Source organism: Verrucosispora sp. TAA-831 (assembly GCF_050780145.1).
Classification (GTDB): domain Bacteria; phylum Actinomycetota; class Actinomycetes; order Mycobacteriales; family Micromonosporaceae; genus Micromonospora.
On sequence record NZ_CP192240.1, the window covers coordinates 6,468,924 to 6,495,526 of the forward strand.

The 26,603-nt window shown below is 73.8% G+C and carries 24 protein-coding genes; 18 read left to right on the top strand and 6 right to left on the bottom strand.

Annotation, left to right across the window (positions count from 1 at the left end; all coding sequences use genetic code 11):
* Positions 1–116: 116 nt before the first annotated feature.
* The 4 genes from ACQVFL_RS28785 to ACQVFL_RS28800 all read left to right on the top strand — a co-directional run bounded on the left by ACQVFL_RS28785 (position 117) and on the right by ACQVFL_RS28800 (position 4,508).
* Complete coding sequence (locus ACQVFL_RS28785; RefSeq protein ID WP_396698196.1) at positions 117–740, top strand: hypothetical protein; 624 nt, start codon at positions 117–119, stop codon at positions 738–740.
* A 34-nt stretch (positions 741–774) separates the two neighbouring features.
* Positions 775–2,505, top strand: coding sequence for a hypothetical protein (locus ACQVFL_RS28790; protein WP_431727989.1), 1,731 nt, complete (start codon positions 775–777; stop codon positions 2,503–2,505).
* Positions 2,506–2,615: 110 nt separating this feature from the next.
* Positions 2,616–3,869, top strand: a complete 1,254-nt coding sequence (gene mycP, locus ACQVFL_RS28795) for a type VII secretion-associated serine protease mycosin (protein WP_431727990.1) — start codon at positions 2,616–2,618, stop codon at positions 3,867–3,869.
* A gap of 24 nt (positions 3,870–3,893) precedes the next feature.
* Positions 3,894–4,508 carry a hypothetical protein gene (locus ACQVFL_RS28800; protein ID WP_431727991.1) on the top strand — a complete coding sequence of 205 codons (615 nt, stop codon included), beginning with the start codon at positions 3,894–3,896 and terminating at the stop codon, positions 4,506–4,508.
* Here ACQVFL_RS28800 and ACQVFL_RS28805 read toward each other — a convergent pair whose 3' ends face one another.
* The 3 genes from ACQVFL_RS28805 to ACQVFL_RS28815 form a co-directional block, all read right to left on the bottom strand.
* Positions 4,509–5,726 carry an SseB family protein gene (locus ACQVFL_RS28805; RefSeq protein WP_431729907.1) on the bottom strand — a complete coding sequence of 406 codons (1,218 nt, stop codon included), beginning with the start codon at positions 5,724–5,726 and terminating at the stop codon, positions 4,509–4,511. It abuts the gene before it with no gap.
* 71 nt (positions 5,727–5,797) lie between these two features.
* Positions 5,798–6,283, bottom strand: coding sequence for an SUKH-3 domain-containing protein (locus ACQVFL_RS28810; protein ID WP_431727992.1), 486 nt, complete (start codon positions 6,281–6,283; stop codon positions 5,798–5,800).
* Complete coding sequence (locus tag ACQVFL_RS28815; protein WP_431727993.1) at positions 6,280–6,663, bottom strand: YwqJ-related putative deaminase; 384 nt, start codon at positions 6,661–6,663, stop codon at positions 6,280–6,282. Before ACQVFL_RS28815 ends, ACQVFL_RS28810 begins: the two co-directional genes overlap by 4 nt.
* Before the next feature lie 210 nt (positions 6,664–6,873).
* Between ACQVFL_RS28815 and ACQVFL_RS28820 the strand changes: the two genes are divergently transcribed.
* Genes ACQVFL_RS28820 through ACQVFL_RS28830 form a run of 3 tightly spaced genes read left to right on the top strand, consistent with a single transcriptional unit; the run spans position 6,874 to position 10,764 of the window.
* Complete coding sequence (locus ACQVFL_RS28820) at positions 6,874–8,553, top strand: right-handed parallel beta-helix repeat-containing protein (protein ID WP_431727994.1); 1,680 nt, start codon at positions 6,874–6,876, stop codon at positions 8,551–8,553.
* A 31-nt stretch (positions 8,554–8,584) separates the two neighbouring features.
* Complete coding sequence (gene eccE, locus ACQVFL_RS28825; RefSeq protein ID WP_431727995.1) at positions 8,585–10,075, top strand: type VII secretion protein EccE; 1,491 nt, start codon at positions 8,585–8,587, stop codon at positions 10,073–10,075.
* The gene (locus ACQVFL_RS28830; RefSeq protein WP_431727996.1) at positions 10,072–10,764 is read left to right on the top strand and encodes a hypothetical protein; all 693 of its coding nucleotides are present in this window, start codon (positions 10,072–10,074) and stop codon (positions 10,762–10,764) included. Before eccE ends, ACQVFL_RS28830 begins: the two co-directional genes overlap by 4 nt.
* A 31-nt stretch (positions 10,765–10,795) precedes the next feature.
* Here ACQVFL_RS28830 and ACQVFL_RS28835 read toward each other — a convergent pair whose 3' ends face one another.
* From ACQVFL_RS28835 to ACQVFL_RS28845, 3 genes are read right to left on the bottom strand one after another with little or no spacing between them, the layout of a single operon-like run.
* Entirely contained in the window at positions 10,796–12,019 is a 1,224-nt protein-coding gene (locus ACQVFL_RS28835) for an MFS transporter (RefSeq protein WP_396698178.1), read from the bottom strand.
* A 59-nt stretch (positions 12,020–12,078) separates the two neighbouring features.
* Positions 12,079–13,512, bottom strand: coding sequence for a condensation domain-containing protein (locus tag ACQVFL_RS28840; protein ID WP_431727997.1), 1,434 nt, complete (start codon positions 13,510–13,512; stop codon positions 12,079–12,081).
* Positions 13,513–13,523: 11 nt separating this feature from the next.
* Positions 13,524–14,642: a glycosyltransferase gene (locus ACQVFL_RS28845; protein WP_431727998.1), complete on the bottom strand. Its 1,119-nt coding sequence runs from the start codon at positions 14,640–14,642 to the stop codon at positions 13,524–13,526.
* Between the two features lie 105 nt (positions 14,643–14,747).
* On the opposite strand from ACQVFL_RS28845, the gene ACQVFL_RS28850 reads away from it, so the two are divergent.
* The 11 genes from ACQVFL_RS28850 to ACQVFL_RS28900 all read left to right on the top strand — a co-directional run bounded on the left by ACQVFL_RS28850 (position 14,748) and on the right by ACQVFL_RS28900 (position 26,574).
* Entirely contained in the window at positions 14,748–16,022 is a 1,275-nt protein-coding gene (locus ACQVFL_RS28850) for a DegT/DnrJ/EryC1/StrS family aminotransferase (RefSeq protein ID WP_431727999.1), read from the top strand.
* A gap of 62 nt (positions 16,023–16,084) precedes the next feature.
* Complete coding sequence (locus ACQVFL_RS28855) at positions 16,085–17,305, top strand: inositol-3-phosphate synthase (RefSeq protein WP_396698169.1); 1,221 nt, start codon at positions 16,085–16,087, stop codon at positions 17,303–17,305.
* 69 nt (positions 17,306–17,374) lie between these two features.
* Positions 17,375–18,607: an acyl carrier protein gene (locus ACQVFL_RS28860; RefSeq protein WP_396698167.1), complete on the top strand. Its 1,233-nt coding sequence runs from the start codon at positions 17,375–17,377 to the stop codon at positions 18,605–18,607.
* Positions 18,604–20,112 carry a class I adenylate-forming enzyme family protein gene (locus tag ACQVFL_RS28865; protein ID WP_431728000.1) on the top strand — a complete coding sequence of 503 codons (1,509 nt, stop codon included), beginning with the start codon at positions 18,604–18,606 and terminating at the stop codon, positions 20,110–20,112. Before ACQVFL_RS28860 ends, ACQVFL_RS28865 begins: the two co-directional genes overlap by 4 nt.
* On the top strand, positions 20,105–21,370 hold the full coding sequence (locus tag ACQVFL_RS28870; RefSeq protein ID WP_431728001.1) for a type III PLP-dependent enzyme: 1,266 nt from the start codon (positions 20,105–20,107) through the stop codon (positions 21,368–21,370). Before ACQVFL_RS28865 ends, ACQVFL_RS28870 begins: the two co-directional genes overlap by 8 nt.
* 5 nt (positions 21,371–21,375) lie before the next feature.
* Positions 21,376–21,630 (top strand): phosphopantetheine-binding protein, encoded by a 255-nt coding sequence (locus ACQVFL_RS28875; protein ID WP_396698161.1) that lies wholly within the window; start codon positions 21,376–21,378, stop codon positions 21,628–21,630.
* Positions 21,627–22,778, top strand: a complete 1,152-nt coding sequence (locus tag ACQVFL_RS28880; RefSeq protein ID WP_396698159.1) for an acyl-CoA dehydrogenase family protein — start codon at positions 21,627–21,629, stop codon at positions 22,776–22,778. Before ACQVFL_RS28875 ends, ACQVFL_RS28880 begins: the two co-directional genes overlap by 4 nt.
* Positions 22,771–23,874, top strand: coding sequence for an acyl-CoA dehydrogenase (locus ACQVFL_RS28885; RefSeq protein ID WP_431728002.1), 1,104 nt, complete (start codon positions 22,771–22,773; stop codon positions 23,872–23,874). Before ACQVFL_RS28880 ends, ACQVFL_RS28885 begins: the two co-directional genes overlap by 8 nt.
* Positions 23,871–24,536, top strand: coding sequence for a 4'-phosphopantetheinyl transferase family protein (locus ACQVFL_RS28890; RefSeq protein ID WP_431728003.1), 666 nt, complete (start codon positions 23,871–23,873; stop codon positions 24,534–24,536). The genes ACQVFL_RS28885 and ACQVFL_RS28890 overlap by 4 nt, the downstream gene beginning before the upstream one ends.
* A complete protein-coding gene (locus ACQVFL_RS28895) occupies positions 24,533–26,041 on the top strand; it encodes an amino acid adenylation domain-containing protein (protein WP_431728004.1) in 1,509 nt (502 codons plus the stop codon). Before ACQVFL_RS28890 ends, ACQVFL_RS28895 begins: the two co-directional genes overlap by 4 nt.
* A complete protein-coding gene (locus ACQVFL_RS28900; protein ID WP_431728005.1) occupies positions 26,041–26,574 on the top strand; it encodes a flavin reductase family protein in 534 nt (177 codons plus the stop codon). Before ACQVFL_RS28895 ends, ACQVFL_RS28900 begins: the two co-directional genes overlap by 1 nt.
* Positions 26,575–26,603: the final 29 nt, after the last annotated feature.

Genomic DNA, 26,603 nt, shown 5'->3' on the forward strand with positions numbered 1-26,603 from the left:
GGTTGCCCGGACGGCCTACCGTCGGCCAGAGTGGATTAGCCTGCGCGGCTGCGGGACCGCCCTCGCGGGGCGATGGCCGGCCGCGCCGGTGCCAGGTGAGTGATCGGGGGAGGGACATGGGCGACGAATGGCTCGTCGACGAAGAGATCAACGTCGACATCCAACAGCTCAAGGACTTTGCGCAGGCGATCCAGAAGGAGTTGGACGAGAACTTCCGGCCCAGTTTCGAGGGCGGCCTGCAACCCATGCTCACCGTGCAGGCGCCGTTCGGCGGCGGCGGGATGAAGGAGGCCGCGTTCTTCCGGGGCCGGCACGACGAGAGCCGGATGGCGGTGTCCCACCTGATGGGTGACGCGATGAAGGGACTCGTCGCGCTCAGCACCGCCGCCATGTCCATCTCGGCGGAGTACCTGACCGGGGACGCGCTCGCCCAGGCCACCAACGACGACGTCTTCAACGCGTTCCACGCGGTCGACGGTCAGGAGACCCTGAGTGGCGCCTGGCAGGAGGGCAACGCCGACGACCCGGCCGGGGTGGTTCCGCCGGAGGCCGCCGACCCCGTGCCCATGAACCCCTACTACGGCATGGACTCCTGCCCCACCGGCGACCAGCGGGAACAGGCACCGGAGTGGGCTCAGCGGGAGGTCGTCGGTGAGGGCTCCGGCGCGTACGTGATCCCGGGCGACAGCGAACGCATGCACGGCGAGGATCTCCGGCTGGACCAGTCGAGTCTGCAGTGACGGCGGGACGGAACGTGGGACCTGAGGAGCGGGGATGAGCGACTACTACGGCTGGCAGCCGCCGAGCTACCACATGTACTCAGGGGTGTCGGACGACTATGCGGCCGAGCGGGCCGCCCAGTCCACGCCGTACGAGCCCACGGCGTGGGACTCGGTGAACGTCGAGCAGATGTGGGAGTACGTCCGCAAGGAGAGCGACGAACGCACGACCGCACTCGCCGAGATGTGGCGACGTGCCGCCAGTCTGCTCCAGGCGACCCGGGACAACCTCAAGCGCCACGCCGACTCGCTCGACGCCAAGTGGCAGTCGCCGGCCGCGCGCGTCTTCATGGGCCGGGTCGGTGCGACGCTGCACTCGCTGGACGAGTGGAAGACCGTGGCCACCAACAACGCCACCGGTCTGGAGCAGCTCGCCAGCAAGATCAAGACTACCCAGACCGAGATGCGGCAACTCTGGCTGGAGTACAAGGCCGAGCAGGTCAAGCAGGCGGACGTCCGCGCCGCTGACGAGGGCATCCAGTTGGGCGACCTCTTCGGCATCAACAACGGCAAGTCGTACGAGGACGTCCAGAACGAATACCACCAGCGCGCCAAGAACATCGTCAAGCCGCTGGCCGACTTCTACATCGACACGTACATCACGAACATCACGCGAGGCGGCAAGTTCAAGGGCCCGACCGACGCGGTGATCTTCGACCAGTCCAGTGTTCCCCGGCCGACGCCGCCGGGCGCACCGGGCGGCCGACCCGGCGCGCCCTCGCTCAACGGCGCCCGCCCGAACCGGCCGGACATGCCGAACCAGCCGAACGCGGGCGACCGGCCCGGCGATCCGGCCGCTCCGCCGCCGGGTACGCCGGGCGGCGTCAGCCTCGCCGGTGTCGCGTCCCCGGTCGCCCCGGCCGGGCCGCCCCCGGCCGCGCCACCACCGGTGAGCACGCCGAACGCTCCCGTCGCACCCGGCCCGGTGCCACCGCCGGTGACGGGTCCCGGGCTTCGTCCGGCCAACCCGGGCCTGAACCAACCGGGCTCGGGCGGACGACCGAACGCGCCCCGCACCTCGCTGCCCGGCGCCGGTGGACCCACCACGCCCGGCAGCCGAGGTGCGGCGCCGAACCGCCCCACCCTCCCCGGAGCCGGCGGACCGGGTAACGGCGCCGGAGCACCCCCGGGTGGCAAGCGGGGTCCCGCCCCGAACCGTCCGACCCTGCCCGGCAACACCGGTGCGCCGGGCGCACCGGGTGCGAGGCCGGGCCGACCGGGCGGGCTGCGGCCCACCGGCTCACCCACCCCACCGGCGTCCAGCCCGCAACTGCCGGGCTCCACGGCCCGGCCGGGCCAGCGGGGTGCCGCCCCCGCACGTCCGGCCACCTCGCCGCCGCCGAGCCTCGGCGGTCAGCGCGGCGCCGCACCCGGTACGCCACCCAGGGCGGGCTCCGCTCCGGGTGGCCGGAGCACCACACCCCCGGCTACGCCGTCCGGCAAGCCCACGCCCGGCAGCGGTGCCCGGCCCGGCCTGACCGGCCGGACCGGCGCCGCCCGGCCGGCACCGACCACCGGCCCGGCGCCGTCGCTCGGCGGACGCCGCGTCGGGGGCTCCGTGCCCAAGCCGCGTTCCGGTCCGGCACGCGACGGGGAGCAGGAGAGCTGGGAGTACGGCGACGGCGACGACGAACTGTGGGTCACCGAGTCGTCCGCGGTCGGTGTGGTCGAGGCCCCGGCCGAGCAGCGCCCTCGCGAGCAGGGACGGGCGCTCGGGCAGGCCTGAGCAGCGGCGGGCCGGTCACCGGAATTCCGGTGGCCGGCCCGTACCATGCGGTGACCGTCCACGTTCCTGACCGTCGGGGACCGGCGGCCCACAACGGAAGGCAGACGGGTATGCGAGTCCCCACCCGACCGGTGACGGCCGTGGCGTTGGCCGCCGTGGCCGCCCTGGTCGTGCCCGCCGCACCCGCGCTGGCCGACTCCACCAGGGACGATTCGTGGCACCTGTCGGCCCTGGAGCTGACCGAGATGCACAAGGTCAGCCGGGGCGACGGCGTCACCGTCGCGGTGATCGACACCGGGGTCGACGCGTCACACCCGGATCTCCGGGACAATGTCTTACCCGGCGTCGACCTCTACGACGACGAGGCCAGGGGCCGTGTCGACCGGGAGGGGCACGGCACCGGCATGGCCTCGCTGATCGCCGGGCACGGACACGGCCCGGGTAACCGGTACGGCGTACTCGGGATCGCACCGAAGGCCCGCATCCTGCCGGTCACGATCAAGAGCCCACGTGCCGCCGTGATCGCGCCGACCGCGATCGCCGCCGGCATCGACTGGGCGGTCGACAACGGCGCGGACATCGTCAACGTCTCGCTCGGCGCGAGCCACAGCGAGGAACTGAACCGGGCGGTGGACCGGGCGTACCAGCGGAACGTGGTCGTCGTCGCGGCGGTCGGCAACCGCAAGGACGCGATCATCGGTAACCCGGCCCGGCACCCCGGCGCGATCGCCGTGAACGGCACCGACCGGGCGGGTGTGATCAGCAAGGAAGCGGCGCTGCCGGCCGAGGAGGTCGACATCGCCGCGCCGGGCGAGGACATCGTGCAGGCCGCGCCCGGCGGCCGGTACGTCACCGCGGTCGGCAACAGCGGATCAGCCGCGATCGTGTCCGGGGCGCTGGCCCTGGTCAAGGCGAAGTACCCGAACCTGACCGCTTATCAGCTCTTCGAGCGGTTGCTTGAGACCACACGGGACGCCGGTGAGCCGGGCCGGGACCTGCACTACGGATGGGGTGCCCTGGACCTGCGGGCCGCCCTGACCGGTGAGCCGGACGGTCGGGGCCGCGCCGCACCGTCCCCCGGCGAGCCGGACCTCGACGCGGACCTGGCGGCGGCCCGTGCCGTGGAGGGCCCCGGCCCGGCGGAGACCATGGTCGTGGTCCTGGTCTGGGTGGGGATCCTGGTGCTTCTCGTCGGGGCCGTGACGGCTGTCGTGCTGTTGCGTCGCGCCCGTCGGGGCAGGGCCGTCGCGGAGCAGGACCGACCCGCACCCGTCGACCCGGCACCCGGCACGCCGCTCCCGTCGGGTGGGCCGGGATCCGACGAGCCCGCCGACGACTCGGTCTGGCGCCGGCCGCCGGGCTGACCGATGCGCCCCGAGGAGGAACCCGTGTCGTCCACACCCACCGGTGGATCTCCGTACCCGCCTCCCGGCCCACCGCCGGTGTCCGGCCCGTACCCGGCGCCTGCCCCTTCCCCGATCCTCGGCCCGGCACCGACGGTGGCCGCGCCGGCAGCGGCAGCTCCGTCCCACAAGGCCCAGGGCGCGCCGCCCGGCCTGCCCGCCCCCGGGCGGACGGCCGCGCCGCGTCCGCCCGTGGTCACGCTCGCGGTGCTGCTGATGGTGCCGGCGGTCGTCGTGTGGCTGGTCGCCGGGATCGCCTTCTTCCTGGCCATGCTGCGCACGGAGGGCACCGGGATCGGTCGGCTGCTGGTGGTGGGCATCGGTGGTGCCGTCCTCGCGCTCGCCCTGCTGGTGGTGTTCCTCGCCTCGCTCGGGATGATGATGGCCTGGCAGGGCGACGGCGCGGCCGGGCTGACCGTGCCGGCCGGCTTCACCTTCGGGATCTTCGTCGTCGTCATCGTCACGCTGCTGTCGCAGGGCAAGCTGACCTTCCAGCCGACGATGGTCACCCCGCTGGTGGTGGGCGGCCTCGCGGGCGTCTCACTCGCCCTGGTGTGCAGCCCACCGGCGCGCGCCTGGTTCGCCCGCCGCCGTTCCTGATCAGGCCGGGGACCAGCGCCGGGTGGTCGAGTCGAAGCGGGCCAACAGCTCGTCGCGGCCGTCCTGGTGCAGGCAGTGCAGCGCGGTGCCGTCCGGTACGACGAGCGACTCCATGCGTGGCCCGCCCTCGCCCCATTCCGGCGGCGTGGTCTCGCCCGGCGGCCAGCGCAGCACCGCCACCCACTCGTCGCCCTCCTCGAAGGGCGAGCCCTCGCCGAGCAGCCCGAGGCGACGGTAGAGCCGTGCCGGGGTGTCCCGCCCCGGGCCGTGCCAGGCGTGCACCAGCCCGGCCGCCCGGTCGTACCCGTCGTCGAGGTAGGACGGCAGGTAGCGGTGCGGGATGACCAGTTGCAGCAGCAGCGGTACGTCCGGGTCCGGCCCGTCGTCGTCCTCGGGTTCCGAGGCCGTGCGCGGCACCGGTACGCCCCGCCGCGACGGATCGGCGTACGCGGCCGTCTCGCGACGACGCCGTTCCTCCTCGGTCGCCTCGGTCATCACCTGGCGCAGCTCACCGACCCACTCACGTAGCTTCAGCAGCGCCTCGCCGGGCATCGCCGCAGCCAGCGGGGTGTCCGGATTCAACGACAACTGCCAGGAGAGGTCCGGCCAGTGGTCGGTGAGCTGGAGGCTGTTGACCACCACCAGATCGTGGTCGCCGAACGCCTGACGCATCCGGGCCTCCGAGGTGAACACCGGCAGGCTCGGCCGTCCCCGCTCGTCGGGCAGGTGCCACCAGGGGAACTCCGGGTCGGACAGGTCGCGGGTGGCCGGACCGTCCGGGCGCAGCGGCAGTACCAGCTCGGCCCGGAACAGCGCCGACATCAGCGCGTTCGGGTCCTGCTGTCGGATCGCCTCGCGCAGCGGGCGCTCCGCCTCGACCATGGGCGCGGCGACGGACCGCAGTTCCTCGGCGGTCAGCCGCAGCCCGATCGGCAAGCCGGCGTCGACGGCCAGCAGCCAACCGTCGTCCGGCCAGTCGACGGCGAGGTCGGCGAGCCCGAACACGTGGTAGTCGACTGACCGGCCGGGCAGTCCGGCGGCGATCGCACCCGCCGAGGTGTAGGTCAGCACGTGGGTCACCCCGTCGTGGGTGGCGGTGGGCCAGGCCACCGGCTCCAGGCCGGCCGCCGCCGACGGCGACACCGGCAGCAGCAGCGGACCGTCGGCGAGCGCGGCGAGGAAGGCCGCCCGGTCGTCGGCCTCGGCGGCGGCCACCATCGCCCGCTCGGTGGCGGTGGTGGGCTGCCAGCCGATGCCAGGCTGCCGGCCGGTGGTGGGCTGCCGGTCCGTCACCAGCCGCCGTCCAGGTTCACCCGCTGCGGCTGCCGACCGAGCACCAGACCGGTGATCGCCTCGTCCAGGTCCGCGCCGAGGAACCAGTCCCCGGTGTGGTCCAGCACGAACACCCGGCTCCGGGCGTCGATGGCGAGGATGCCGGTGCCGTCGCCCTCCTCCCCGAGCGGGCTCAGCGGCGTGCCGATCGCCTCCGCCAGTTCGGCGAGCGTCTCCACCGACTGCCGCACCAGGAACGGGTCCAGATGGAACTCGCTCGGCGCGATCTGCTCGCCCTCCCTGCGCGGACGTACCCGCAACCCACCGAACTCGGCGTACGCGGCGATGGCCGCAGCCGTCATCGTGTGCTGTCGGCCGCCGGGGCTGGCCTGCGCCGCGATCCGCAGCCCCCACTCGCGGCCCCGGTCGTCGTCACGTCCGTCGGGCGACCAGCCCGCCTCGGCGAGGGCCTCGGCCACCAGGGGCGGGAACCGTCCGGTCACGTCAACGCCTCCATACCGAACCAGTCGAGCAACGCCGCGCAGGACCGGCAGGGCGGCTGGACCTCGCCGTGGCGCGGGTCGCCCTCCTCGCGTACCCGGGTCACCCGCACCTTCGCACCCCAGAGCAGCGCCCGGGCCCGCGCCGCCTCGATCGGTGGCCCACCCTGCTCGGCGGCGTGGAGGCGGTCGGAGACCAGCACCGCCTCGGCACACCAACCGGTGAAGCGTTCGCGCTGGTCGACCGGCAACCCGTGCAGGAAACGCCGGACCACCGGATGCAGGTCCGGCGGCGTGTCTCCGCGTACCGAGGTGTGGGTGTAGACGGTGCCGTCGGCCAGCAGCGCACCCGCCGCCAGCGGCAGCATCCGCGGCTGCGTCATCCGTCCTCCCGGAGGTCGTCGTCTCCCGGGCCGACCGGCCGGGACCGCTCGCCGAGCCTAACCAGCGACGGCGCTGCGGCGCGGCCCGGTCCGCGTCGTCCCGGCCAGGCGCGCCGCCCGTCGCAGGAGCGTGCGGGGCTCACATCCGGTGGAGCGGCTGGGATATCGTCGGTCCGACCCCCGCCTGCTCGCCGCACGAAGCCCGGAGCCATGACGCGCACCCTTCTCGTCTCGACGGACCAAGCCGGCGCCTACCCGTCCATCGGTGAGGCACTGGCGGCGGCGGACGACGGCACCGTCGTCGCGGTCAGCCCCGGCACCTACTACGAGGCGCTGTTCGTCAACGACCGGGGCGCCACCGTGGTCGCCGCCGAGGGGCCGGGCACGGTCATCATCGACGCCTCCTCCGGGACGTACCCGACGGTCTCCTGCAACTCCGGTCGCCTGGAGCTGCGTGACCTCGTGCTCAAGGCCGGGGACGCGCCGGTCGTGGTGGCCGACCGGGCGAAGCTGACGGTGACCAATTGCGAGTTGAGCGCCGGCTTCGGCGCCGCCGTCCAGGTCGCCGGTCGCTCGGAGTTCAACCTGGCCCGCTGCCGGGTCACCGGCGCACGCTACGGCCTGGTGGTGGAGGACTCCGAGGGCAGCGTCGAGGGGTGCGAGTTCAGCGACCTCGCCGAGGACGGCATCATCGTGCGGATCGGTGCCGCCCCGACGATCCGCACCACCACCGTGACCCGCTGCGGCAACCGGGGCATCTACATCTACCAGTACGGCAAGCCCACCATCGAGGCGTGTGAGATCTCGCAGACCGGCCAGGCCGGGGTCGCCGTGGTGCACCAGAGCGCGCCGGTGCTGCGTCGCTGCCGGATCCGGGACACCCGGGGCCCGGCTGTCACCTTCGGTCGGGGCTGCCAGGGCTCGGTCACCGAGTGCACCACCGAGAACACCGCCGAACCGGCGATCGAGATCGCCGAGGGCGCCTCCCCGACCATCGTGGAGGGTCGGGCGAGTCGGCAGGCGGCCTTCGGTGCGGCGGCGGCCCGCGCCAGCACGCCGCAGGACACCGCGCGGGTGGAGAGGCTGCTCGCCGACCTGGCGGCGATGGTCGGCCTGGAGTCGGTGAAGGAGGAGGTCCGGGCGCTGATCGACGAGATCCAGGTCAACGAGTGGCGGCGCAGCGCCGGGCTGCCGGTCGGCGCGGTGAGCCACCACCTGATCTTCGCCGGTGCACCGGGCACCGGTAAGACCACGGTGGCGCGCATCTACGGCGAGTTGCTCGCCGCGCTGGGTGCGTTGCCGGGCGGCTCGTTCCGCGAGGTGTCCCGCCGTGACCTGGTCGGACAATATCTCGGCCACACCGCCGAGAAGACCGCTGCGGCGTTCGAGCAGGCGCGTGGCGGCGTGCTCTTCATCGACGAGGCGTACACCCTCTCCCGGTCCTTCGGCAGCGGTGGCGACTTCGGCCAGGAGGCCATCGACACGCTGGTCAAGCTGATGGAGGATCATCGGGACGAGATCGCGGTGATCGCCGCCGGCTACACCGGCGACATGGTGACGTTCCTCGACGCCAACGCCGGTCTGGCCTCCCGTTTCGCGCGGACCATCGAGTTCGGCAACTACTCGCCGGAGCAGTTGGTGGTCATCGTGGAGCGGATGGCCTCCGGCGACGAATACCTTCTGGACGACGGGGTCTCCGAGGTGCTCCGGAAGCATTTCGGCACGATCGAACGGGACGAGAACTTCGGCAACGCCCGGGAGGCGCGCAAACTGTTCGAGGGCGTACGCAAGGCACAGGCACAGCGACTGCGCCAGTCCGGCCAGCGACCCAGTCTCGACGAGTTGCGTACCGTGACGGTCGCCGACGTCGAGGCCGCGACCGGACGCTGACCATGCCGGGCCGGTCAGGGAGGGAGTGGCGGTGACGCATCCGGGTGCGGCGCGGCCGGGCGAACCGGGTTGGCAGCAACACCCGGGGGCCACGGCACCGCCACCACAGCGCACGGCACCGCCGCCGCAGGCCGCCGCGCCGGCGCCGACGCTGGGCGGGACCGGGCCGGGGCAGGAGTGGGCCCCGCAGCGTACTCAGGGGCGGGCGACCGTCGGGACCGCGTACACCAGTCGGGCCGCCGCGCTGGCCGCAGCCGTTCCGGCCGCCGAGCCGGCGGTGGAGCCGAGACCGGCGCCTCCGGCCCAGCCCGACGTGGCGGCCCGCCCGGAGGGCCTCGACACGACGGTGACCACGCCCGAAGCGGCGGCGGTCCCGGTGGTGGTACGCCCGCACCGGCGTCCGCTGCGGGTCGGCGGCATCCACGTCGCCCAACTCGTGGCCTGGCAGGCCGGTGCTGCCGGGGTGCTGGCCGCGAGCGCGCACGGGCTGCCGTTGACCGTCGCGGTGGCCACCGGTGTGGTGCTGCTGCTCTCGCCGACCCTGCTGCGGCACCGGGGCCGGTGGCTCTATCAGTGGCTGGCCGTCTGGTGGGGCTATCGAGGCCGCCGCAGACAGCTCCCCGCCACCGGCGCGGACGCGGCCTGGCACCTGCTGACCAATCTGGAGGGCAGCGTCGAACTCGACCAGGTCGAGATCGACGACCAGCCGGCCGTGCTGCTGACCCACCGGGGCGGCCTGAGCGCCGTGCTGGAGGTCGACCCGACCGAGGGCGCCCTGCTGATGGGTGCGCCGCAGGCCCTGCCGTCACCGGTGTCGCTGCTGCCGGCGGTCGACCCGGACACTCCGGCCGTGGCGGTGCAGGTGTTGATCCAGGTCACCCCGGCGCCTCGGGCCCGCTCCGCAGCGGTGGACCGGGCGTACCGCGAGCTGACCGGCGGAGAGGTGCCGGCGAGCCGGCAGGCGTGGGTGGTGCTCCAGGCGCCGCGTACCCCCGACTTCCACGCCGACCGTGACCTGCGCCCGGCGCTCACTGCGGCGATCCGCCGCACCCGGCGGCAGTTGCGCCAGGACCGGGTGGCCACGCGGCTGCTCAACCGGGACGAGGTGCTGGCCGCCGTCGCCGGCCTGACCCACCTCACCGACGGCCCTGCCGGCGGTGACCGGCCGCTGGCCCGGGAGGGCTGGCGGCACTGGTCGGCGCAGGGCGTCCCGCAGAGCTGCCACCGGCTGCTCGACTGGCCGCACCGGTCGTGGGAGGTGGATCCGTTGCTGCGCGGGTTGCCTGCGGCGGCCGGCGTGGTCTCCATCGCGGTGACCCGGGAGACCGGTCGCACCGGTGCCGCCGACACCGTGGTGGAGGTGGCGTTCCGGCTGATCGGTGCCGACGCCGACGCGCTCGCCGCCGCCGACCGCGCACTGGAGGAGGCGGTCCGTGGTCACGGGGGCCGCCTGCAACGACTCGACGGCGAGCACGCGCACGGCGTGGCCGCCACCCTGCCGCTCGGAGGCTTCCTCAGGTGAACGGCGTCGCCTTTCCCGGCAGCCGGATGGGGCTGCACGTCACCGACCAGGCGGCCGTCGCCGGCCTGCACCTGGTCGCCGGGGGCGGCGGGCTGGTGGTCGGGCGCAACCGACAGCAGGAGCCGGTCGGGTTGCGGGTGTTCCGCGCCGAGCCGACCCGGCTGATGCTGACCGGCGGGGTACGCGCCGCCGAACTGCTCGCCTTCCGGTCTCTCGCGCTCGGTGCTCGGCTGTTCATCCAGACCGCCCGTGAGCAGGAGTGGGACGCCTTCCTGCGGCGCTGCGTGATCGGCCGGGAGATCGCCTCGTTCCTCCCTCCTGGAGTGGCCCCGCCGGTGCCCGCCACCCCGACCGAACCGCAACTCGTGGTGATCGACACCGGTCCGGTCACCGGCCCGGACACCAACCTCAGCGCGCCCTGGCGGGCCACCCTCGTGGTCCGCGACGACCTGGCCGGCTGGGACGTCGAGGTGCTGGTCCGCAGCGACATCGTGGTGCTGCAACGACTCACCGAGGCCGAGGCCGCCACCGCCGCGACCGCGCTCGGTCTGGCCAGCGTGCAGGGCTGGTTCACCCAACTGCACCCGGAGATGGTCGGTCTGATCACCAAGGGCAAGGTGCAGTGGGTGATGCTCAGCATGACCGGCACCGAGGGTCAGCTCGTCGGACCGGTGGCCCGGGGCGGCTGACCGCAGGCCGCCCCGGCGGCGCGGACCGACCTCACCCGCCGGCACCCTCGCCCGGCAACGCGCCGGCCCGGACCCGACCGACCAGGACGATCACGGCCAGCACCATCACCAGCACCACCACGAAGGCCAGCCGCAGGTCGAGCGCACCGGCCAGCAGACCGATGACCGGTGCGGCCAGCAGCGCACCGGGCCACTGACCCATCGCCACCACCGAGACCCCCTCACCGGAGGTCAGGCCGGGCTGTTCACCGGCGAAACCGAGCACCGTCGGCGTCACGCAGGCGAGACCGAAGCCGAGCAGGCCGAACCCGGCCATCACCGCGGCCGGGTGCGGCACGGCCAGCGGCAACGCCAGCCCGGCGGCGGCGACCAGGGCGGAGAGCCGGACGAAACGGATCCGGCCGATCCGCCCGGCGAGCGTGTCGCCGACCAGTCGGGCACCGGCGGCGGCCAGCGAGAGACAGGTGTACGTCGCGGCGGCCAGCACCGCCCCGGCGGCGGCGACCTCGGTGGCGTACAGGGCGCTCCACTGGGCACCCGCCATCTCCACGAACGAGGCCAGGAACGCGATCGCGGCGAGCAGCAGCAACTGGGGTGTGAAGCGGTCGCGCAGCCGACGGCGCGCCTCACCCTCCTTGGTCTCCTGGCGGGGCGTGTCCGGCAACCATCGCTGGGTGCCGATCAGCACCGCGCCGAGCAGGGCGCTGGTGATCGCCATCTGGACCGACGGGGAGAGACCGACGGCGGCGGCTCCGGTGCCGGAGAGCCCACCGGCGAGCATGCCGATGCTGAACCCGGCATGGAACGTGGACAGGATGGGTCGGCCGTACTGCTTCTGCACCTCGACCGACTGCGCGTTCATCGGCGTGGCCAGCAGGTTGGCGGCGAAGCCCCAGACCGCGAGCCCGCCCACCAACGCCACGACCGTGGTCGAGGCGGCCAGCAGCGGCGCGTTGACCAGGATCAGCGCGGCACCGGCCAGCGCCAGGCGGCGGGTGTTGATCCGGCTGATCAGCACCGCGACCACCACGAGCGAGATCAGCTCACCGGCGTTGGTGGCGATGTTCGCCAGGCCCCAGCCGGTGTTGCCGAGGCCGACCGCGTCGCGGACGTCCGGCACCCGGGAGGACCAGCCGCCGATGGCCAGGCCCATGATGACGAAGAGCAGCACCACCGAGTAGCGGGCCCGGACGGCGCTTCGCGGCACCGGTGGTGTCGCCCGGTCGGCGTGCTGGTGCGTCGAGGTGTCCGTCATGGTCGTCGTACCTCTCCCGAGTCGGCCTGGATCCTGGTCCCCGCCCCTCCCGGCCTCTTCTACCCCGTCGTGTGATCGAAGAAGCACGCGCCGTCAGGAAGCCGGAGCTGCGCCGGGCGGCGGTCCGGGTCGTCGACGAAGGCGGCGACCACCGCCAGGTAGTCGTCGATCAGCCCCCGGACCAGGTCGTCGTCGAAGAAACTGCGGTTGCGGATGAAGACCCCGCCGGCCCGGTCGTCGTCCACCACCACGATCGGCGACCCCCGCTTCAGCCAGACCGGCAGGCAGTCGGCGGGTACGTCGGCGGCGACCACCGGCGCCGGTGTGCCGGGGGTGGGACGCGCGGTGATGTCGAGCGGCTCGACCCGCAGCCCGGGGCAGTGCAGCACCGGGGAGGCGGTGGCCGCTGACTGGAACCAGGCGTCGAAGAGGTGGCTGTCCGGCCACGGGCGCTGCCGGGCCGGGTGCACCGCCTCGGCCACCCGGTGCAACGGCGCCACGTGCGCGATCGCCTCGGTCAGCGAGGCGTGGGCGGCACGCACCACCGCACCGAGTGGCGCGTCCGGCGCGATCTCCACCGGCACGTAGACGTTGTTGGTGAACTGGCAGATCAGCCGCTGCGACAGCGGACTCTCCCGGCCGAGCGTGGTGGTGCCGAGCACGATCCGTTCCCGACCGGCGCGCAGCGACAGCATCACCAGGTAGGCGGCGAGCAGCAGGACGTACGGGCTGGTCCGGGCCCGCCGGGCGGCCGGGCGCAGGCGGGCGGCCACCTCGGGCGGGATCGCGAAGCGGGTGGCCACCTCGGCGCTCAGGTCGGCGTCGGGGGCCGGTGGGCCGGCCGGGAAGAGTTGGTACGGCGACACCGGCCGCAGCCGGTCCCGCCAGTGGGCGGCCCGGGTGGCGGCGTCGACCCCGCCACCGGCCAGTTCCGTCTCCTGGATCGCGGCGAGCCCTGCGAAGTCGACGCCGAGCGGCGGTTGCGGCGGGACCGCGCCCAGTCGGGCCGCGTACGCGTGGCAGAGGTCCTCCACGAACAGCCGGCACGACCAGCCGTCGGAGACCATGTGGAAGAAGCAGAGCGCGAGGACGTGTTCGGTCGCGGAGAGCCGGATCAACGCGGCCCGCCACAGTGGCGCCTCGGTCGGGTCGTACGCGACCGTGCGGTGCTCGTAGGCGATCTGCTCGATCCGGGCCTGCTGGGCGGCCGACGACTGGCCGGTGAGGTCCACCTGGACCAGGGGTGACCGGACCCGGGGCAGGATCTCGATCTCGGGCCGGACGCCGATCCGGACGAACCGCATCCGCAGCGCGTCGTGCCGGTCGATCACGTCCTGCACGGCCTGCGCGAACGCGTCGACGTCGAGTCGGCCGGAGAGTCGGCGGAACTCCACCACCACCAGCCGGGCGGCGCCCGGGTGGGCCGGGTCGAGGGCGGTCATGAACTCCCACATCATCTGCTGGCTCGGGGCCAGCGGCAGGGTGGTCGGCACGCCGGCTCCTCTCACGCCGCGACCGGTTCCGCCCGCGACGGGGCGACCGGTTGGTAGTCGGCCTCGTTCGGGGCGCGGAATCCGGTGAAGAGCAGGTCCGGGCGGCGCATCCGGAGCGCGGTGACGAAGGCGGCACCGTCGAAGAGGGTCTCGATCGCGGCGCAGGCCACCGATTCGGCGAGGGCACGCGGGCCACGGTCGTCACCGAGTCGACCGGGTGTCTTCACGGCCACCAGCGCCGCCGCGACGGCCGGCACCGCGAGCAGGCTGCGTCCGCCGGTACGCCGCGCCGTGGCCAGCCCGACGGCGGCGGTCACCGCGAGCGCGCTGACGGTGTTCAGCACGAACCGGCGGCGGTGCGGGTGGGCCACGCAGAGCCACTGTTCGGAACGCCCGTACGTGGTGAACCGGTACGCGACGGCACCGAGGGTGTCGGCGACCGAGGTGTCGTGGGTGACGACCGCCTCGGGCTCGGCGAGCAGCGCGTACCCGGCGTCGGTCAGCAGCAGACCGAGGTGCAGGTCCTCGCCGCCGATCGGCATCGGGGAGTCCTCGGGGAAGCCGCCGACGGCGTCGAACGCGACGCGTTTCACGGCCGTGTTCGCCCCGGCGCCCCAGGACACCCGCTCGTGGTGCAGTGGCCGGGTCAGGTCACCAAGCAGCAGGTATGAGCGGCTCATCACCCGGAAGAAGGCGCTCTCGCCGGGCTCCACCAGGACCGGCCCGGTGACTCCGGCGACCTCGTCGCCGCTGGCGCGCAGCCGGGCGGCGTACCGGGTGATCAGGTCCTCCGGCACGCGACAGTCGGAGTCGGTGAACAGCAACAGGTCGTGGCGGGCGTGCCGGACGCCCAGGTTGCGTTTGGCCCCTACGTGCCGGGGGCCGCGTACGTAACGGGCGCCGTACTGGGCGCAGGCGGCCCGGTGCGCGGCTGCCGCCGCCGGTGCGGAGTCGTCGACGACCACCACCTCCACCGGCTCCGGGCAGTTCCGGGCCGCGCGGTGCAGGCTGCGGAGCTGCCGACGCATCTCGGGCACCCGGTCCTTCACCGGGATGACCACCGAGACGCCGCGCTCGACGCCGGGTGGTGCGGTCGGCTCGTTGCGGGATGACTGCGGGGATCGGCTCATGTCCCGAGGGTCGGCCAGGCCGATACAGCGCCGATACACGGCATCGACATCCGCCGGTATCCGATGTGTACGGAGGATGTATCGACCGGCAGCAGTGTCGACGGCATGACGACCTCCATCCGTACCGACCGACGGCTCGCCGTCGACGGCGGCCGACCGTTCCGACCGCCGGACCGGCCGTGGCCCCGCTGGCCGGTCCCCGCACCGGACGCCGAACGCAACCTCGCCGCCGTGCTGCACGGCGGCCGGTGGGCGATCAGCAGCCCGACCTGCGGCGACACCCCGCTGTTCGAGCGCCGGTTCGCCGCCGACTTCGCCCGCTACGTCGGCACCCGTCACTGCGTGCCCGTCGACCACGGGTCGAGCGCGCTGGTGGTGGCCCTCGAATCCCTCGGCCTCGACTTCGGTGACACCGTGCTCGTCCCGGCCCTGACCTGGACCGCCTCGGCCACCGCCGCGCTCCGCGCCGGGCTGGTGCCGGTGCTTGTCGACGTGGACGCCGACACCGGCTGCATCGGGCCGGAGGACCTCGACCTGTCGGTGGACCCGCGCGCCGTGGTGGCCGTGCACTGGGCCTCCAACATGGCCGACATCCCGGCGCTGGACGCGGTCACCGCGCCCCGGAACATCTCGATCGTGGAGGACTGCGCCCAGGCGCACGGCGCCACCTGGCAGGGCCGCCAGGCCGGTTCACTGGGCCGGATCGGCTGTTTCAGCTTCCAGCACGGCAAGGTCCTCACCTGCGGTGAGGGCGGTGCCGTGGTCACCGACGACGACACCCTGGCACCGGTCCTCCAGGAGCTGCGGGCCGACTCCCGTCGCTACCGCGCCGACCGTGCGGCCCCGGGCGAGTTGGACCTGGAGGAGAGCGCCGGGATCCAGGGCGCGAACTTCTGCCTGAGCGAGTTCTCCGCCGCCGTGGCCTGCGCCCAACTCGGCACCCTGGACCAGCAGCACACGGTACGGAACCGCAACTACGCCCTGCTCACCGAACTGGTGGCCGACCTCGACGGGGTACGCCTGCTGCAACCCGCACCGGCGCAGACCCGGATCTCCATCTACGAGGGCACCATCGTCCTCGACGAGCTGCCCGCCGGGATGGACAACGCCGACGTGGCCAGCGCGCTCACCGCCGAGCTGGGCAAGCGCTTCTATGTCACCGACGAGCCGCTGCACCGCAGCCCGCTGCTCCAGCCCTGGACCAAGCCCCTGCTCGCGCCGCTGGCCGAGCGGTTCAGCGCGATCCACCGCGACCGCGCCTACCCCAGGACCGAGTGGCTGGCCGCGCACACCGTGCAGACCCACCACAGCACGTTCCTCGGCACCGAACCCGACATGCACGACATCGCCGGTGCGCTCGGCAAAGTGCTGGCCCGCTGATCCCGTACCCGCCACCGAACCGCGCGCCACCGACCCGGCGCGCCCAGAGAAGGGACCTACCCGTGACCGTCACGCACAGCGAGACCTCGCAGAGCACGTCCTCGTCGCAGACCTCCGACGGGCCGATCGGCCTGTGGCTCAACGGCGCCCGAGGCTCGGTCGCCACCACCGCCGTCACCGGCCTGCTGGCGCTGCGGGCCGGGATGACCCGGTCCACCGGCTGCGTCACCGACACCGAGATGCTGCGCGACGCGCCGCTGGTGAGGTGGACCGACATGGTCGTCGGTGGGCACGACGTGGTGGACACACCACTGGAGAAGAAGGCGGAGGCGCTGGTCGACTCCGGCGTGATCCCGGCCCCGGTCCTGGCCGCCGTGCGGGGCAGCCTGCCCGAGGTCGAGCGCGAACTGCGCACCGGCTACGACGCGCGGTCCCACACCGGCAGCCAGGCCGAGGCGATCGACCGGCTGGCCGCCGACATCGAGGAGTTCCGCAGCCGGCACGGGCTGGCCCGGGTGGTGGTGGTCAACGTGTCGTCGACCGAACCGCCCGTCGACTTCCGGCCCGAACACGACGACCTGGAGGCGTTGGCCCGCGCGTTGGCCGACCCGGACGCCCGGGTGCTGCCGCCCAGCTCGGTCGTCGCGTACGCGGCCTTCCAGGCGGGCTGCGGGTTCGTCGACTTCACCCCGTCGACCGGGGCGCGGCTGCCGGCCCTGGAGCTGTTGGCCCGCCGCCACCGGGTGCCCTTCGCCGGATCGGACGGCAAGACCGGTGAGACGCTGCTGCGGACCGCACTCGCACCGATGTTCACCTGCCGTGCGCTGCACGTGCTCTCCTGGGCCGGGGTCAACCTGCTCGGCGGCGGCGACGGGGCGACGTTGGAGGACCCGGCGAACGCCAAGAGCAAGCTCAGCTCCAAGTCGGGCGTGCTGCCGGCGCTGCTGGGCGAGGACGTGACCGCACCGCTGCACATCGACAACGTGCCGGACCTCGGCGACCACAAGACCGCCTGGGACCACGTCTCGTTCGAGGGCTTCCTCGGCGTCCGGATGTCCATGCAGCTCACCTGGAGCGGTGTCGACTCGACGCTCGCCGCACCGCTGGTGCTGGACCTGGCGCGGTTGACCGCCGCCGCGCACCGGGCCGGTCACGTCGGCCCGGTCGAGGAGTTCGGCTTCTTCTTCAAGGACCCGATCGGCTCCGACGAGCACGCCCTCGCCGACCAGGCCCGGGTGCTCACCGAGTGGGCCAACGGCCTCGACCGCGAGGCCGAGAGCTGAGCCGTCCACGCCGCCGGCGCGGGTGACCGCGCCGGCGGTACCGCCCGCCGTAGCAACGAGGAGCCTCCCATGCCCCCACCCACCCAGAACCGGCCGGAGCGGCGGACCGGGGATCCGGTGTGGACACCGATCCTGACCGCGCTGCGCGCCGCCGCGCTGGACTGCCTCCAGACGAGCTTCGCGCTGCTGGCCGACCACGCGCACGGCACCGGCAGCCATCTCGCCCTCGGTGCCCGCGTCGAGTTCCGCACCCGGGACCGTGCCGGGCTGCCCACCGTCGAGACCACGCCCGAAGACCGCGCGGCCGAGGCGGTGGGTCTGCTCGGCCTGCGGGTCGAGGGCCGGTGGACGCGACTCGACGGGCCACGGGTACGCCGGCTGTTCGCCACCGGTCAACCGCTGTACGTCATCGCCGACGCCCACGACCTGCCCTGGTGCCCGTACCAGGGCCACGAGCACATGCGGCACAGCTTCCTCGCCACCGGCGACGCCTCCGGCGCGGTGACCGTCGTGGACGCGTACCACAACGACACCGCCTGGGGGCCCGCGCGCCCGGGGGTGTGGCGGTTGCCGGTGGACGAGTTCGACGCGGCACTGGCGGGTGGCGCCGACACGCTGGCCATCACGGCCGGGCCGGCACCCGTCCTCGACGTGCCGGAGATGCTGGCCGGCAACGCGGAGCGGGCCCGTCGGTCCCGCCCGGCGGTGGCCGCGCATCTCGCCGCGCTCACCGAGAGCCTGACCACCGTGGACGGTCTGCACCGGTTCGTGCTGGACGTGTGGCTGCTCGGACGGGCCCGTCAGGTGCACGAGCACTGGCTGGAGTCGGTCCGCCCGGAGGCCGCCGCCGCGCTGGCCGGGCAGGCGCAGCAGTGGCAGCAGCTCTCCGCCCGCAGCTACGTGGCGCTGCGCCGCGCCCAGGCGGGACGCCCTGCCTCCCCCGAACTGGCCGACGCGCTGGGCGCGCTGGTCGACGAGTACCTCTCGGCGGTGGAGGCGATCGGAGCCGCTCCGGCTGCGGGCGACGACGGCCCGCGTGCCGGGGGCGGCCCGGTGCGGGCGGCGGTGCTCGGCGCGCTGCGGGACACGCTGCACCTGGACGAGGACCGCCTGCGCTCCACGGACGTGCTGCGGGACCTGCCCGGCTTCGACTCGTTCCGGCTGGTCGACGTCATCGACCGGGTCGAGCGGCGGCTGGGCGTGGAGGTTCCGGCCACCGCGCTCTCCGCCGCGGACCTGCGGGACGTCGGCTCGCTGTGCGCGATGTTCGCCGACGCCAGCCGCGCCGGAGGTCACCGATGAGCACCGACCTGCTGCACCACCTGATCGATCGGGCCGCGTCGCGGTGGCCGGACGCCGACGCGGTCAGCGACGGTACGGCCCGCCTCAGCCATCGGGAGGTGGACGTCCGCAGCCGACGGCTCGCCGACTGGCTGCACCGGCAGGGCGTACGGCGCGGTGACCGGGTGGTGGTCGCGGTGACCGCCGACGCCACCCTGCCCGCCCTGCTGTACGCGGTGTCCCGGGTCGGTGCGGTCTTCGCGGTGATCCGGGTGCCCGCTCCCGAGGTCGCCCTCGCCCACGTGCTGGACGACGCCGAACCGGTGCTCGCCGTCACCGACGACCCGCTGCTGCGCGGGTTGGCACGGGGCCGGAACGTCGCCGTCCGCGCCTCGGCCGACCTGGTCGAGGCGGCGCAGGGCGCGTCACCGGGGGCCGACCGCGAGGGGTCACCCGCCGCACCGCCGCTGACGGTGGATCCGGTCTGCCTGATCTACACCTCGGGCAGCACCGGCATGCCGAAGGCGGTGGTCTCCACTCATGCCCAGGTCACCTTCGCGGCCCGGGCGATCCAGGCGGAACTGTCGTACCGGCCCGACGACGTGGTGCACGACGTGCTGCCCACCTCGTTCGACTACGGCCTGTACCAGATCTTCCTGAGCACGGTCGCCGGTTGTCGGCTGCACCTGGGCGACGCCGGGCAGACCGGCGGACGCCTGCTGGTCGCGCTGCGCGAGTCGGGGGCGACCGTGCTGCCCTGCGTGCCGTCGCTCGCCATCAACCTGCTGCGACTGCTGCGCCGCCCCGGTGCGGTACGCCCACGACTGCGCCTGATCACCAACACCGGGGCGACCATGCCGCCCGAGGTGCTCGCCGGTCTGCGCGAGGCGCTACCCGACCTGAGGGTGCAACTCATGTTCGGACTCACCGAGTGCAAGCGTGCCGCCATCATGCCGCCGGACGAGGACCTGCGGCGGCCGGGGGCGTCCGGCCGGGCGCTGCCCGGCACCGAGATCTTCACGGTGGACTCCACCGGTCGGCGGCAACCCCCCGGCACCCCGGGTGAGCTGGTGGTGCGCGGTCCGCACGTGATGGCCGGTTACTGGCGACGCCCGGAACTGACCGCCGAACGCTTCGTCCGCCGCGACGGGCTGTTCCCGCAACTGCACACCGGCGACTACGGCCACGTGGACGCCGACGGCTACGTGCACTACGCCGGTCGGCGCGACGACGTCTACAAGGAGAAGGGGACCCGGGTCAGCGCGACCGAGGTGGAGGCCGCCGCGTACCGGGTGGACGGCGTGGAGGTGGCCGGGGTGCTGCCGCCCGCCGACGGCCGCGACGGCGCCACCCTCTTCGTGGTCGCCGAGCTGGCGGCCGACGACATCCTGCACCGGTTGCGCGGCCAACTGGAGGAGATGAAGGTGCCCGCGCGGTGCGTGGTGCTGCCGAGCCTGCCGCTCAACGGCAACGGCAAGGTCGACCGCCGCGCGCTGGCCCGGTTGGCGGGTGAGCGTCGTGGCTGAGCTGCCCTTCGAGACCCCGGCCTACCGTTACGACCTGGCCGCCGTACGCGCCAACCACGCCGCGTTGCGCGCGGCCCTGCCCACGCCCAGCCGTCTCTACTACTCGCTCAAGGCCAACCCGCACCCGGCCATCGTGGCGACACTGCACCAGGCCGGGTGCAGTGCCGAGATCTGCTCCCCCGGCGAACTGGCCACGGCGCTGGCCGCCGGTGTGCCCGGCGACCGGATGCTCTACACCGGCCCCGGCAAGCGCGACGCCGAGGTGGTCGGGGCCGTCGAGGCGGGCGTGCGGTGGTTCTCGGTCGACTCGCCGGGGGCCCTCGACCAGGCCGACCGGATCGCCGCTGGGCTCGGCACCACGCTGCACTGCCTGCTGCGGGTCAACGACCGGATGCCTAATCCCGGCCAGGGGCTGACCATGACCGGCGTCGCCTCGCAGTTCGGCGCCGACGTGGACTGGATCGAACGCGAGCCGGAGGCGTTCCGCTCCCGGTCGGCGGCGGTCGTCTCCGGGTTCCACCTCTACACCGGCAGCAACGTCGAGTCGGTGGACGCGCTGGTGACCCAGTTCGCCTCCGCCGCCGCCACCGCGCACCGGCTGCGCGACCTGCTCGGCATCGAGCTGACGCTGCTGAACCTGGGTGGTGGCTTCGGCGCGCCGTTCGCCCGCGCCGGGCACAACGCCGACCTGACCGGGCTCGACGCGCAGGTCCGGACGGCACTGGACGGCCTCTTCCCGGGCTGGCCGGACGGGAACCCGGTGATCGCGTTCGAGTCCGGTCGCTTCCTCACCGCCACCGCCGGGTCCCTGTTGACCCGGGTACTGGACGTCAAGCACTCGCACGGCACACCCGTGATCGTGCTGGAGTCCGGCATCAACCACCTCGGCGGAATGTCCGGCCTGCGCCGACTGCCGCCGCTGGTCCCGGCCCTGCACCCGGACGGGTCCACCGATCCGGCCGACGAGTCGGCGCTGACCGGGGCCATCGTGGCCGGTCCGCTCTGCACCCCGCTGGACACCTGGGCCCGCGCCGCGACGCTGCCCGACGTACGCCCCGGTGACGTGCTCAGCGTGCCGAACGTCGGCGCGTACGGGCTCTCCGCGAGCCTGCTGGCCTTCCTCGGCCATCCGGCGCCGCTGGAGGTCGTCTGCGACGGCGAGCAGGTCGTCGAGACGTCCCGGCTGACGCTGACCCGGACGCCGGGCACCGCACCGGACGACCCGACCGACCCGACCGACCCACGAGACGAGAGGTGACCGTCATGAACGCCGAATTCACCGAGATGCTCCGGCCGTTCCTCAAGTTCGCCGGAGACAAGGAGATCACCGAGGAGTCCCGCCTGCGCGACCTGGGCCTGGACTCGATGCGGGAGATCGAGCTGCTCTTCGCCATCGAGGACACCTTCGGCGTCGCCGTTCCCGACGACAAACTGGTCGATTCGACGTTCGCCACGGCGGGCGGGCTGTGGCACGTGGTCGAGGAGCTGCGGACGCCGGTGGGCGGTGGTGCCCGATGACCGGGTACGCCGAGGCGGTGACCACGGTGGTGGAGGTCGCCGCCGCGCACGCCGAGGCCGCCGACGCCACGGCCACGTTCCCCACCGAGGCACTGGACGCGATGCGCCGCACCCGGCTGTTGGGGCTGCTGGTGCCGACCGCCGAGGGCGGGCCCGGCGGCACGCTCACCGACATGGTCGACGTCACCGAGGCGTTGGGTCGGGTGGACATGTCGGTGGCGATGGTCTTCACGATGCACTGTCAGCAGGTGGCGGCGCTCGCCGCGTACGCCGGGGAGAAGCTGCGCGCCGAGGTGCTGCCGGCGGTGGCGCGGGGCGAGCTGTACCTCGGCTCGGTCACCACGGAGCCGGGCAAGGGCGGTCACCTGCTCACCTCCGAGTCGGGGCTGGAGCAGGACGGGGAGATGCTGCGCGTCGACCGGCAGGCCCCGATCGTCACCGGCGGCCCGTACGCCGACGCGTTCCTGATCACCACACTGGCACCGCAGGCCGAGTCGGCCACCCAGGTCGACCTGGTCTACGCCGCCCGCGACCAGGTGGAGATCGAGGTGACCGGTGGTTGGCAGCCGTTGGGCATGCGGGCCACGCACAGCGTGCCGATGCGTCTGCGCGGCGCGGTGCCGCAGTGGCAGGTGGTCGGCGAACACGGCGGCTTCCGCGACATCGCCACCCGGGTGTTCGCGCCGCTGGCCCACATCGGCTGGGCGGCGGCGTGGCTCGGCACGGCGGCCGGCGCGTACTCGCGGGTGCTGCGGCACGCCCGCAGCGAGGCGGGACGGCGGCAGTTCGCCCCCTCGTCGGAGCTGGTGCTGCTGCGCCTGGCCGGGATACGCACCCGGCTCGACGCCACGAACGCCGTGCTGCGGCACACCGTGTCGGTCGTCGACACGGCACCCGACATGTCCGCCGCGCCGGTGCAGTCGCTGCTCAACACGCTCAAGATCCGGGCCGCCGACGAGTCGTTCGCCGCCGTGCACGAGCTGGTCGAACTGGTCGGGCTGCGGCACGGATACCTCACCGGCTCACCGCTGGCGGTGGAGCGCGCCTTCCGCGACCTGCGGTCGGCGTCGCTCAACTACGGCAACGACCGGCTGCGGCTGGCCAACGGGGCGCTGGCGCTGCGTGACCCGGGGGTGCGTCTTGCCTGAGTCGACCGCCGACTTCACCGCCGCGCTGCGCACCGCGCTGGCGGGGGCGGACACCGCCGACGCACGGGCCCTGTGGCGGGCACTGGGCACCGGCGGTGTCATCGCCGCCCTCTACCCCGACGGCGGTACCCAACCGGACCCGCGCCGACTGGCGGCCCTGTTGGCCGAGTTGGACGCCCACAGCCCGCTGGGCGTGACCCTCTCGGTCTGCGTCCAGGTGGCCACCGTGCTGCCGCTGCTGGCCGAGGCCGCCACCACCGGACCGGTCGCCGACACGGTGGCCGGCATGGTGCGTGGTGAGACGGTGGTGGCGCTGGCCGTCACCGACGCCGGTGCCTCCGGCTCGGACCTGCTCGACGCCACCACCCGGACCAAGCTCGGCGACGACGCGGTGACCGTCGACGGCCGCAAGGACTGGATCACCAACGCGACCACCTGCGACGCCGCCCTGGTGCTCGCCCGGCACCGCGAGCCCCGACACTTCACCAGCTTCTGTTGGCTGCTGGTGCCGAGGTCGACGCCGGGGGTGACGGTGGAGTCCGCCGGGCGGGCCTTCGCCGGGTCCGGAGTGGGACACCTCCGGTTCGACGGCGTGGCCCTGGAACCTGGTGCGCTGGTCGGTCGGCCCGGTCGGGCGCTGGCCGGGTTCGCCCGACAGGTCGGCGTCGAACGGCTGGCCGGTGCCCTCTGGTCCCGGGCGCTCTGCCGCCGACTGATGACCGGGCTCGGGGACTGGCTACGGTCCCGGCCCGCCGCCGACGGCACGCTCTGGGACCACCCGGCGGTCCGCGACCGGTACGCCCGCTGCCTGGTCGCCCTGCGTCAACTCGACGCGTTGTGCGCGCCCCTGCTGGACGGGCCACCCGGTCCCCCGTCGACCGCCACCGGGATGGTGCTCAAGGTGGCCGCCGCCGAGACGGCCGAGACGATCACGGCCGAGGCGGTGCACCTGCGCGGCGCGGACGCGTTCCGCGACGGCGGCGAGGCGGCGCTGCGTACCGAGGCGGCCATGTTCGGCATCGCCGGTGGTGCCACCGGGACGATGCTCGCCGGTCTCGCCGACCACGCGGACGACCTGCTCGGGAGCGGGCCATGAGCAGCGGATACCGGCTTCCCGGGATGCCGGGCGCGGTGGCGGTCGCGCTGCCCGACGGGGTCTTCGCCGCCTACGCGCCGACCGGTGCTGTGAAGACGCCGGAGGGCCCCGCCGGTGACACCGGTCGGGGGCTGCCCCGCTGGCGGGTCACCGAGCGGGTCGCCGCGCGGCGACTGCTGACCGCACTGGTCGGTGCGGTGGCCCCGGCCGGGACCGGGCACCTGTCGGTGGGCAGTCGCGCGGGCGGGCAGCCGTACCTGCCGGGCCGCCCGGATCTCGAAGTCAGCCTGGCGCACTCGGGCGCGGTGGTCGCGGCGGCGGTGCACACCCGAGGCGGCGCGGTCGGGGTGGACGTGCAGGAGCCGTACCCGGTGGGTGACGCCCTGGTGCGGCGCTGCTGTCCGCAGGACGCCGCCACGCTGTTGCGACACGACCGGCCCACCCGCGACACGACGGTGGCCCGGGTCTGGACCGTGCAGGAGTCCTGCGCCAAGGCCACCGGGCATGGGCTGGGTCTCCGGCCGTGGCGGATACCGGTCGGCGCCGACCAGGAGCACGGGTGCTGGCGGCACCTGCGCTGGCGGACGCTCCCGCCGACCGGCGGTACGCCGTGGAGCTGCGCCTGGGAACCGATCGACGACAGGAAGGGAGCAACGCCGTGAGTCTGTACCAGTGGTTCCAGCGCAGCGTCGCGCGGTCGCCGGAGGAGATCGCGCTCGAAGTGGGCGCGGAGGCGGTGACGTACCGGCGGCTGGACGACCTCGTCGCGCACCTGGCCGGGCGGCTCTGCCACCCGGACGGCCGCCGGCCCGCCGCCGTCGGTCTGTTGGCCGCCCGCAGCCTGCCCGCGTACGTCGGCTACCTGGCCGCGCTGCGCGTCGGGGCGGTCGTGGTGCCGCTCAACCCCACCTTCCCGGCCTACCGCAACGTGCAGGTGTGCCGGGGCGGCGGGGTCGAGGTCGTGGTGGTCGACGAGACGGGTGTCGCCGTCGCCGCCGACCTGTCGGCCCGGACCGGTGCCGTGCCGGTACGCCTCGACGACTCCCGGGACGGCACGCCCGTGCCACCGACCGAGGGCACCCCCGACGACGTGGCGTACACGCTGTTCACCTCGGGCTCGACCGGCCGTCCGAAGGGCGTACCGATCCGGCACCGCAACGTCGACGCCTACCTCGCGTACTGCCTCGACCGGTATCCGATCGGGCCCGGTGACCGGCTGTCGCAGAACTTCGACCTGACCTTCGACCCGTCCGTCTTCGACATGTTCGTCGCCTGGGGCAGCGGGGCGACGCTCGTCGTGCCGCAACCCGACGAGGTGCTGACCCCGGTGCGTTTCGTCAACGACCGGGGCATCACCGGCTGGTTCTCGGTGCCGTCGGTCGTGTCCCTGGCCCGCCGGATGCGGATGCTGTCGCCGGGTGCCATGCCGGGCCTGCGGTACAGCCTGTTCGCCGGTGAACCGTTGACTCTGGAACAGGCGCGGGCCTGGGCCGAGGCGGCCCCGAACAGCGTGCTGGAGAACCTGTACGGCCCCACCGAGCTGACCGTGACCTGCACCGGTCACCGACTGCCCGCCGAGGTCGCCGACTGGCCGGTCACCTCGAACGGGACCGTCCCGATCGGCGAGGTGTACCCGCACCTGGACGCGATCCTGCGGTCCGAGACCGGCGAGATCGTCGACGACGACGGCGAACTCTGCGTCCGGGGACCGCAGTGCTTCACCGGGTACGCCGACCCGGCCGACGACACCGACCGTTTCGTCACCCACGACGGGTGGCGGTACTACCGCACCGGTGACCGGGTCCGCCGCGAGGACGGCGTCCTGGTCCACCACGGACGCCTCGACGACCAGGTGAAGATGCACGGCTACCGGATCGAGCTGGGCGAGATCGAGATGGTCCTGCGCGGCCACCCGGGGGTGCAGGACGCGGTGGTGCTGGCGCTCGGCGCGGGCGAGCGCACCTGCCTGGAAGCCGTCTACACCGGCACCGAGGGGATCGGTGGGGAGCTGCGGCGGAGCTGTGCCGACCGGCTGCCCGGATACATGGTGCCGAGCCGCGTCCACCACGTGCCCGCGCTGCCGACGAACGCCAACGGCAAGACCGACCGACGCCGGATAGCCGCCCTGGTCGACTCGGGTGCCGGCGAGACGAGAGGAGCGTTGTGATGACCGACGTGTCGCGTCGGGTCGACACCGACCGGGGTTTCCGGTCGGTCGCCGGCCGCTTCGCCACGGGTGTGGCGGTGGCCACCGCACGAGGTTCGGACGGGCCGGTCGGCATGACCGTCAACTCGTTCACCACCGTGTCGCTGGACCCCCGGATGCTGTTGATCTGCCTCAAGCACGACTGCCGACTGCTGCACGCGGTGCGCCGGACCGGCCGGTTCGCGATCACGGTGCTCGCCGACGACCAGCGCGCCGAGGCGGCCTGGTTCGCCTCGCACGGGCGACCGGCGGGAACCGAGGGCTTCGCGGACGTCCCGACCGGTCCGGAACGGACCACCGGATGCCCGCTGCTCACCGACGGGGTCGCGTACTTCGGCTGCGAGGCCGTCCGGACCGATCCGGCCGGTGACCACATGGTGCTGATGGGTGTCGTCCGGTCGTCGGGCCTGCTGCGCCCGAAGCCGCCCCTGCTCTTCGTGGACGGCCACTACGCCCGCGTAGCCGACGGAGTGAGCAGCGGAGGGGCGGCATGAGCGAGCACAGCGAGCGAACCATCAGGCCC